Annotated in this window: 7 protein-coding genes; 2 read left to right on the top strand and 5 right to left on the bottom strand. The window is 72.2% G+C overall.

Translation table 11 applies throughout. The features are described 5' to 3' along the window. Positions 1-40 precede the first annotated feature (40 nt). Complete coding sequence (locus tag VNL12_RS05390; RefSeq protein ID WP_325592252.1) at positions 41-1,195, bottom strand: CaiB/BaiF CoA-transferase family protein; 1,155 nt, start codon at positions 1,193-1,195, stop codon at positions 41-43. 44 nt (positions 1,196-1,239) lie between these two features. Further along, on the bottom strand, positions 1,240-2,139 hold the full coding sequence (locus tag VNL12_RS05395) for an alpha/beta fold hydrolase (protein WP_325592255.1): 900 nt from the start codon (positions 2,137-2,139) through the stop codon (positions 1,240-1,242). A gap of 83 nt (positions 2,140-2,222) precedes the next feature. Here VNL12_RS05395 and galK point away from each other — a divergent pair, with 83 nt between their 5' ends. Together galK and VNL12_RS05405 are read left to right on the top strand one after the other, a co-directional pair. Next, entirely contained in the window at positions 2,223-3,323 is a 1,101-nt protein-coding gene (gene galK, locus VNL12_RS05400; protein ID WP_325592257.1) for a galactokinase, read from the top strand. A 46-nt stretch (positions 3,324-3,369) separates the two neighbouring features. Beyond that, the gene (locus VNL12_RS05405; protein ID WP_325592259.1) at positions 3,370-3,588 is read left to right on the top strand and encodes a DUF6458 family protein; all 219 of its coding nucleotides are present in this window, start codon (positions 3,370-3,372) and stop codon (positions 3,586-3,588) included. Here VNL12_RS05405 and VNL12_RS05410 read toward each other — a convergent pair. The 3 genes from VNL12_RS05410 to VNL12_RS05420 form a co-directional block, all read right to left on the bottom strand. Further along, complete coding sequence (locus VNL12_RS05410; protein ID WP_325592261.1) at positions 3,558-4,304, bottom strand: helical backbone metal receptor; 747 nt, start codon at positions 4,302-4,304, stop codon at positions 3,558-3,560. The two genes, VNL12_RS05405 and VNL12_RS05410, sit on opposite strands and share 31 nt — an antisense overlap. 21 nt (positions 4,305-4,325) lie before the next feature. Beyond that, positions 4,326-4,943, bottom strand: coding sequence for a PH domain-containing protein (locus tag VNL12_RS05415; RefSeq protein ID WP_325592263.1), 618 nt, complete (start codon positions 4,941-4,943; stop codon positions 4,326-4,328). Between the two features lie 124 nt (positions 4,944-5,067). Beyond that, positions 5,068-6,012 (bottom strand): hypothetical protein, encoded by a 945-nt coding sequence (locus VNL12_RS05420; RefSeq protein ID WP_325592266.1) that lies wholly within the window; start codon positions 6,010-6,012, stop codon positions 5,068-5,070. Between the last annotated feature and the right edge of the window lie 109 nt (positions 6,013-6,121).

Consider the following 6,121-nt stretch of genomic DNA (forward strand, 5'->3'; position numbering starts at 1 on the left):
ACACCCCCGTCGTGGCGGACATCGGCCCCGAGCTGCGGGGTCAGGCGATCGCGCCGGCGTCGCGGAGGGCAGCGATCGTCGCCTCGTCGTAGCCGATCTCGGCGAGGACCTCGTCGCTGTGCTGGCCGGCGTGGGGCGGCGGGCGGCGGATGGCCCCGGGCGTGCGGCTGAAGCGCGGCGCGGGAGCGGGTTGGGTGATGCCGGCGACCTCGGTGAAGGTGCCGCGCGCCACGTTGTGGGGGTGCCTGGGTGCCTCGCTCATCGTGAGCACCGGTGCGAAGCACACGTCGGTGCCCTCCATGACCTCGCACCACTCGTCACGGGTCTTGGCCTTGAAGATCACCTCGAGGCGCGCCGAGAGCTCGGGCCAGCGGGTCCTGTCCTGCTGCCAGGGCAGCTCTCCGTCGTCATCGTCGTCCTCGAGGCCCGTGAGACGGAGGAGCTCGGCGTAGAACTGCGGCTCGATCGACCCGATCGACACGTAGCGGCCATCCGCGCACTCATAGGTGTCGTAGTAGTGGGCGCCGGTGTCGAGCATGTTGGTGCCCCGCTCGTCGCTCCAGATGCCCATGGCCTGGAACGAGTGCATCATCGTCATCAGCAGGGCCGAGCCGTCGACCATGGCGGCGTCGACGACCTGGCCCTGCCCCGAGCGCCCGGCCTCGACGAGGGCGGCGCAGATGCCGAGGGCGAGCAGCATGCCGCCGCCGCCGAAGTCACCGACCAGGTTGATCGGCGGTGTCGGCTTCTCCCCGGCCCGCCCGAGGTGGGCCAGGGAGCCGGCCAGGGCGACGTAGTTGATGTCGTGGCCGGCCATCGACGCGTAGGGCCCGTCCTGGCCCCACCCGGTCATCCGGCCGTAGACCAGCGCCGGGTTGCGTCCGAGGGTCACGTCGGGGCCGAGCCCGAGGCGCTCCATGACCCCGGGGCGGAAGCCCTCGATCAGAGCGTCGGCCGAGGCGATCAGGTCGAGGACCGTGGCCACGCCGGTCGGGTCCTTCAGGTTGACCGCCACCGAGCGCCGACCGCGGTTCAGCAGGTCGGCCGGCGGGGTATCGGGGTCGCCGCCGAGGTTGGGCCCGGTGCGATCGACGCGGATGACCTCGGCGCCGAGGTCGGCCAGGGCCATGGCGCAGAACGGGCCGGGGCCGATGCCCGCGATCTCGACGATGCGCGTGCCGGAGAGGGGTCCCATGGGTGTCGTGCTCCTGGAGGTGGTCGGGGTCGGCGACGGCGAGGTCAGCCGGCGGCGGGGGCGCCGGCGCGGGCGGCGAGGGCACTGATGTCGTCGACGAGCGACGCCCAGTGGGGGCGGGGCACGTCGTGGCCCATGCCCGCGATGATGCGCAGCTCGGCGCCGGGGACCGCCTCGGCGGTGGCCCGGCCTCCGCTCACGGTGACGAGCGGGTCGGCGTCGCCGTGGACGACAAGGGTGGGCACCGTGACCCGCCCGAGGCCCTCGGTGCGCGGCGGCGACGCGGTGATGGCCAGGAGCTGGTGCCCGGTGCCCTGCGGGTACGCGCAACGATCCCACGCCCGGCCCGCCTTCTCCCGGGCCAGATCCTCGTCGACGAGGCCGGGGCTGCCGATGGCACGGGCCACCTCGACGCCGCGCGCGACGGCCTCCTCCCGCGACGTCGGGGGCGGCCCGAGCAGGATCGGCAGCACGGCGGCGTCGGGCTGCCCGACGGTGGGGTCGCCGGTGGTCGACATGATCGAGGTGAGCGACCGCACGCGGTCCGGGTGCTCGATGGCCATCGCCTGGACGATCATCCCGCCCATGGAGGCGCCCACCACGTGCGCCGAGCCCAGACCGAGGTGGTCGAGCACGGCGACGGCGTCGGCGGCCATGTCCGAGAGCAGGTACGGCGCCTCGACCGGGGTGCCGCTCAGGGCGGCGATGATCAGCTCGAGGGCCTTGATGTCACCCACGTCGGGCTTGGTGGAGAGCCCGACGTCGCGGTTGTCGGGGCGGATCACGAAGAACCCACTCGCGACGAACAGGGCGACGAGGTCGTCGTCCCACCCGAGGTGCTGGGTCCCGAGGCCCATGACCATCAGGAGCGGTTCGGCCGACGGATCTCCGTCGGTGGTGAACCAGATCTCGATGCCGGCGGCGGAGGAGGGGGTGAGGGGCACGGCGTCATGGTGGCTCCCCCTTGACCGCCCGGTCAACCACCGACGGCCGCGGGGCCCGAGAGCGGCACCTAGGGTCCGCGGCCATGTCCGATCGCGCCGTGCCGGGGGACGATCGAGCCGACGACCGCAGGGCCCGCGAGGCGGTGGCGGCGACGGGCCCGACCGTGCGGGCGATGGCCCCGGGGAGGGTCAACCTCATCGGTGACCACACCGATCACACCGGCGGCCTCGTGTTGCCCATGGCGATCGACCTGGCGACCACGGTCACCGGGGTCCGCACCGGGAACCGGGTGGTGCTGCGCTCAGCCGACGAGCCCGAGCCCGCCGTGGTCCCTCTCGACGTCGGAGACCCCACCCGGGTCTCGCCGCCGTGGGCCCGCTACGTGGCGGGGGTGGTGGCCGAGCTGCGACCGACGGAGGGCTTCGAGGGCACCGTGTCGACCACCGTGCCGATCGGGGCCGGCCTGTCGTCGAGCGCCGCGCTCGAGGTGGCCGTGGCCCTGGTCCTGGGCGCGGACGGCGCCGACGTGCTCGCGCTGGCCCAGCTGGGGCGGCGGGCCGAGCAGCGGGCGTCGGGCGTGCCGTGCGGGATCATGGACCAGCTGGCGTCAGTGGCCGGGCGCGACGGCCACGCCCTGCTCATCGACTGCCACGCCCTCACCGTTGCGCCCGTGGCCCTGCCCGACGACGTCGAGGTGGTGGTCGTCGACTCGGGTGAGGCCCGGGCCCTCTCCGGGTCCGCCTACGCGGAGCGCGTCGCGCAGTGCGCGCTCGCCGAGGCGGTCATCGGTCCTTTGCGCCTCGCTGCGCCCGGCGCCGAGGTCGCGATCGACGACACGGTGGTCCGGGCCCGGGCCCGCCACGTGCTGACCGAGAACGCCCGGGTGCGCCTCGCGGCCGAGGCCCTCGCAGCTCGCGACCCCGCCATGGTGGGCGCAGCCATGGCCCAGAGCCACGCCTCGTTGCGCGACGACTTCGCGGTGTCCACGGCGGTCCTCGACACCCTGGTGGGACGGCTCGGCGCGGCTCCCGGCGTGTACGGCGCCCGCCTGACCGGAGCCGGCTTCGGGGGCTGCGCCGTGGCCCTGTGCACCCCAGGTGCGCTGGACCGCTGGGGGCCAGAGCGGTCCTGGCGCGTGCGGCCGTCGCCCGGCGCCCGGGTTGAGGGACCGGCACGAGGGTAGGGCGGAGGGAAGTGCCTGTCGTCGGACCCGAAAGAGGCCACCCCGCATGACCATCGGAGCCGGCATCCTCCTGATCGCCGCCGGCGCCATCCTGCGCTTCGCGGTATCCGACTCGATCGACGGCGTCGACCTGAGCGTCATCGGACTGATCCTCATGGCCTGCGGCGTCCTGGGCCTGATCATCGGCCTGTTCCAGACCGCCAGCACCCGGCGCGGGCGAGCCGTATCGACGACCTACACCGCCGAGGTCCCGCCCCGGCGCTGAGGTCGCCCGGGGTCGAGCGACGGGCGGGCCCCGGCGAGCCCCCGGCGCAGGCGGTCGACCGCCCGCGCGGTCCGGACGCCCCACCAGAAGAGGTCCTGGCCGTCGACCAACATCGCCGGCACACCGAAGCGCTCCGAGAGGTCATCGAGGTCGTCACCGGTGAAGGCCCACGGCTCGGTGGGGGCGAGGACGATGTCGGGACGGCGCGCCCGCACGTCGGAGACGGTGACCTCGGGGTAGCGCACGTCGTCGTCGGCCCAGGCGCTGGCCCACCCCGCGGCGGCGAGCACCGAGGCGCCGTAGGTCTCGGAGTTGATGGTCATCCACGGCCGCACCCAGATGGGGACGAACGCGGTGCCGATCGGCGCGGCCGGGACCTCCGGCGGGGCCCACGGCTCGGGCGTCGGCGCCGCGACCGCGGCCGCCAGCTCCGCCAGCACGGCGGGCACGTCGGCCACGGCGCGGGGCGAGGCCACGTGGAGGCGGAGCCCGGCTGCGGTCAGGGCGTCGGCATCGGCGCGCCGGTTCTCCTCGTCGTTCATGATCACCAGGTCCGGCGCCAGCGCAACGATGCGGTCGATGCGGGGTCGCTTGGTGCCGCCGACGGCTTCGATGTCGGGCTGCTCGCAGAAGCGGGTGCAGGCGACGGGAGCCCGATCCCAGGCCACGAGCGTCTCGGTGACCGACGGGACCAGGCTGACGACGCGAGGCGGCATCGCTCCAGTGTGCCGGGGCGATCAGGCCCCGAAGATGCGGGCCTTCTCGGCCTCGAACTGCGCCGGGGTGATGGCCCCCTTGGTCACCAGGTCGTGCAGCTTCTCGAGCTGCTCGGCCGACGACAGGCCGCGACCGCCGGCGGGGCCCATGCGGTCGAACTTGCGGTTCTCGTTGGCCTCGATCTGCACGTAGATCTCGCGCTGGACGAGGGCCGGCTTGCGGATGTTCGAGAAGGACTGGTTGCCCCGTTCGCCGGCGGACTCGAGGGCGAGGTCGCCCGCGCCCACCATCCGCTCGAAGAGCGACTGGTTGAAGAACACCGTGTTGATGCGCTCGAGGGGGATCTCGATGCCGGACTTCGAGAGCACTCCTTGGCGGCTGATGAGCCGGTCGGTGGTGAGCACGAAGTTGGTGGTGCTCCAACCGAGCACCTTGATCCCGAAGTAGATCAGTGCCACCACGATGAGGACGAGGGCGCCGAGACTCAGGGCGTCGATGTCGGCGAGCAGCGTCACCAGGGCCCCGGCGACGACCGAGACCACCAGCACGAGGGTCGGCACCGCCACCGCCAGCCAGTGGGGCCGGAGGTCGAGGACGAGCTCCTCGCCCTGGTTGAGGAGCTTGCGGGGGTACGCCACGACGGCAATCTAGGTCCCTGCTCCGGCGCCGTCAGCGGATGAGCGACGTCAAGGGCGGTACTCGGCTCACCGGAGCCCGCCTGTCAGCACGGCGCGTTGGGCTCACCGGCCGATCACCCTCGGCTCACGCCTCTTCCGTCGTCTCCTCTGCGAGAGCGTCGGAACTCGTCGTCTCCGCGGTGACCAGTTGCTGGCGCAGCTCGTCGAGCTTGGCGCCATCGAGGCGTGGGACCCGCCACCCGTGCCACCCGTCGTAGGAAGCCAGGTCGGCTACCTTCATGGCGGCCTGCGATGGCGAGGTGCAGACGCTCCCGTCGGGCAGGACGATGGTGCCGTTCGCTTCGAGTCGTGCGTGGTACTTCTCTCCCAGCCGGGGACGAGGGAAGACCAGATCGTCTCCCGCCTGCACGAACCCTGCGTCGAGCAGGTCGACCATGGTGACGCGACGGCCCTTGAACGTGATCTGAGCGGGGGTCTTGCTCCGAGATGACGCGCCGGCTGTGGGGCCCAGCACTGGGTCGTGCTCAGCCTCGATGTCGAGGAACCTGCGACCGGCCTCGTCCTCGTAGATCGCCACGGGGATGACCGACACGGGCACGCCGTTCTCGGCCAGGAACTCCAACGCCGAGCGGGTGCGCCCCTGGAAGTCGCGAGCGACGAGCACGATGCGAGGCTGGTGGTTGATGACCACTGGAGTAGAGGAGTCGGTGAACTCTTGCCAGTTCGCGAAGAACGACGACGGCCCCCGATGGTACAGGCTCGCGATCTCGTCGAGGTTCGTGGTCCGCGCCCATCCTGCGTACTCAAGGCACTGGGCGAGTTGGCTGCGATCCACGTCCCGCTTCACCTCGACCACGACCACGCGCCCGGACTCATCAAGGGCCACGACATCGGGACGGCCTCCACCTCCGATCAAGGGCTGCCGGGCGATCGGAAACAGCGACTCCCCGGTGAAGGCCTCGAGGTCACCCCATACCAGATCCTCGATCTCCTTCTCGTACAGGTCCGCTCCCGGTTTGACCGACCGAAACGGCACCAACGACTCGTCCGAAACCTCGAACAGTGGCATGTGAGAGTCCTCCTCCGATCGGAGACGGTAGCGGTCTCCCGTGATCTGGACGCCTGGGCACGCAACATCTTCGGCGCCCGATGCAAGATGTGTGGCCCGGTGGCGAGAG

It is taken from the genome of Iamia sp., assembly GCF_035575815.1.
Lineage (GTDB): Bacteria > Actinomycetota > Acidimicrobiia > Acidimicrobiales > Iamiaceae > Iamia.

Excerpts from the sequence above, each read along its gene's own strand:
- VNL12_RS05410 (WP_325592261.1), bottom strand. The coding sequence starts at position 4,304 with ATGCCGCCTCGCGTCGTCAGCCTGGTCCCGTCGGTCACCGAGACGCTC.
- VNL12_RS05420 (WP_325592266.1), bottom strand. The coding sequence starts at position 6,012 with ATGCCACTGTTCGAGGTTTCGGACGAGTCGTTGGTGCCGTTTCGGTCG.
- galK (WP_325592257.1), top strand. The coding sequence starts at position 2,223 with ATGTCCGATCGCGCCGTGCCGGGGGACGATCGAGCCGACGACCGCAGG.
- VNL12_RS05405 (WP_325592259.1), top strand. The coding sequence starts at position 3,370 with ATGACCATCGGAGCCGGCATCCTCCTGATCGCCGCCGGCGCCATCCTG.
- VNL12_RS05390 (WP_325592252.1), bottom strand. The coding sequence starts at position 1,195 with ATGGGACCCCTCTCCGGCACGCGCATCGTCGAGATCGCGGGCATCGGC.